This is a genomic window from Virgibacillus carmonensis, assembly GCF_057836705.1.
Window position 1 is genome coordinate 1 of sequence record NZ_JBYQFJ010000150.1, and the last position, 717, is coordinate 717.

General features: G+C 37.5%; 1 protein-coding gene. It reads left to right on the forward strand.

Features of this window, described 5'->3' with window-relative positions:
• The coding region (locus AC3G7N_RS21045) for an FAD-binding protein (protein WP_489424100.1) at positions 1-717 on the forward strand (717 nt) is incomplete at both ends.

The following is a 717-nucleotide window of genomic DNA, read 5'->3' on the forward strand; positions in this document are numbered from 1 at the left end:
GCAAAACAATTGGTGGAGAAGTCTTTAGAAACAATTGTTTGGATGAAAGAGCAAGGTGTTAAATTTGAATTAAACTCAAGTAATCAATCTTTCATTAAAGATGGAAAAAGAGAATTCTGGGGTGGCCTTCCTTTAAAAACAAAGGACAAGGGAATAGGATTGATGGGGTCCTTGTTTCGAAGAATTGATGAACTTGGTATTGATATTTGTTATGAAACCCGAGCTGTAGAACTATTAGTAGACGAAGGTAAAATTCGTGGACTAGTAGTGAAGCATGAGGCAGAACTTATTACAATAAAGAGTTCGAGTGTAGTATTGGCTTGCGGAAGTTTTGAAGCAAATAAAGAAATGAGAAAGCAATATATAGGTGAAGAATGGGAATCAGCTATTGTTAGGGGAACAGAGTATAATACGGGTGATGGGTTGGAAATCGGACTTGCAGTAGGAGCCCAAAAATATGGCGAGTGGGGCGGTTGCCACTCCATTGGAACAGATTACCATGCACCTAAGGTTGGGGACTTTGATAAGCCCGGAGATATTTATAAGAAACATTCGTATCCATTAAGCATCATGTTAAACAAGGAAGGAAATCGATTTGTTGATGAGGGTGCCGATTTTAGGAATTATACCTATGCTAAATATGGTAAAGAAATTTTAAAACAACCAGGACATGTTGCATATCAACTTTTTGATGCAAAAGTAAGACCATTACTAAGG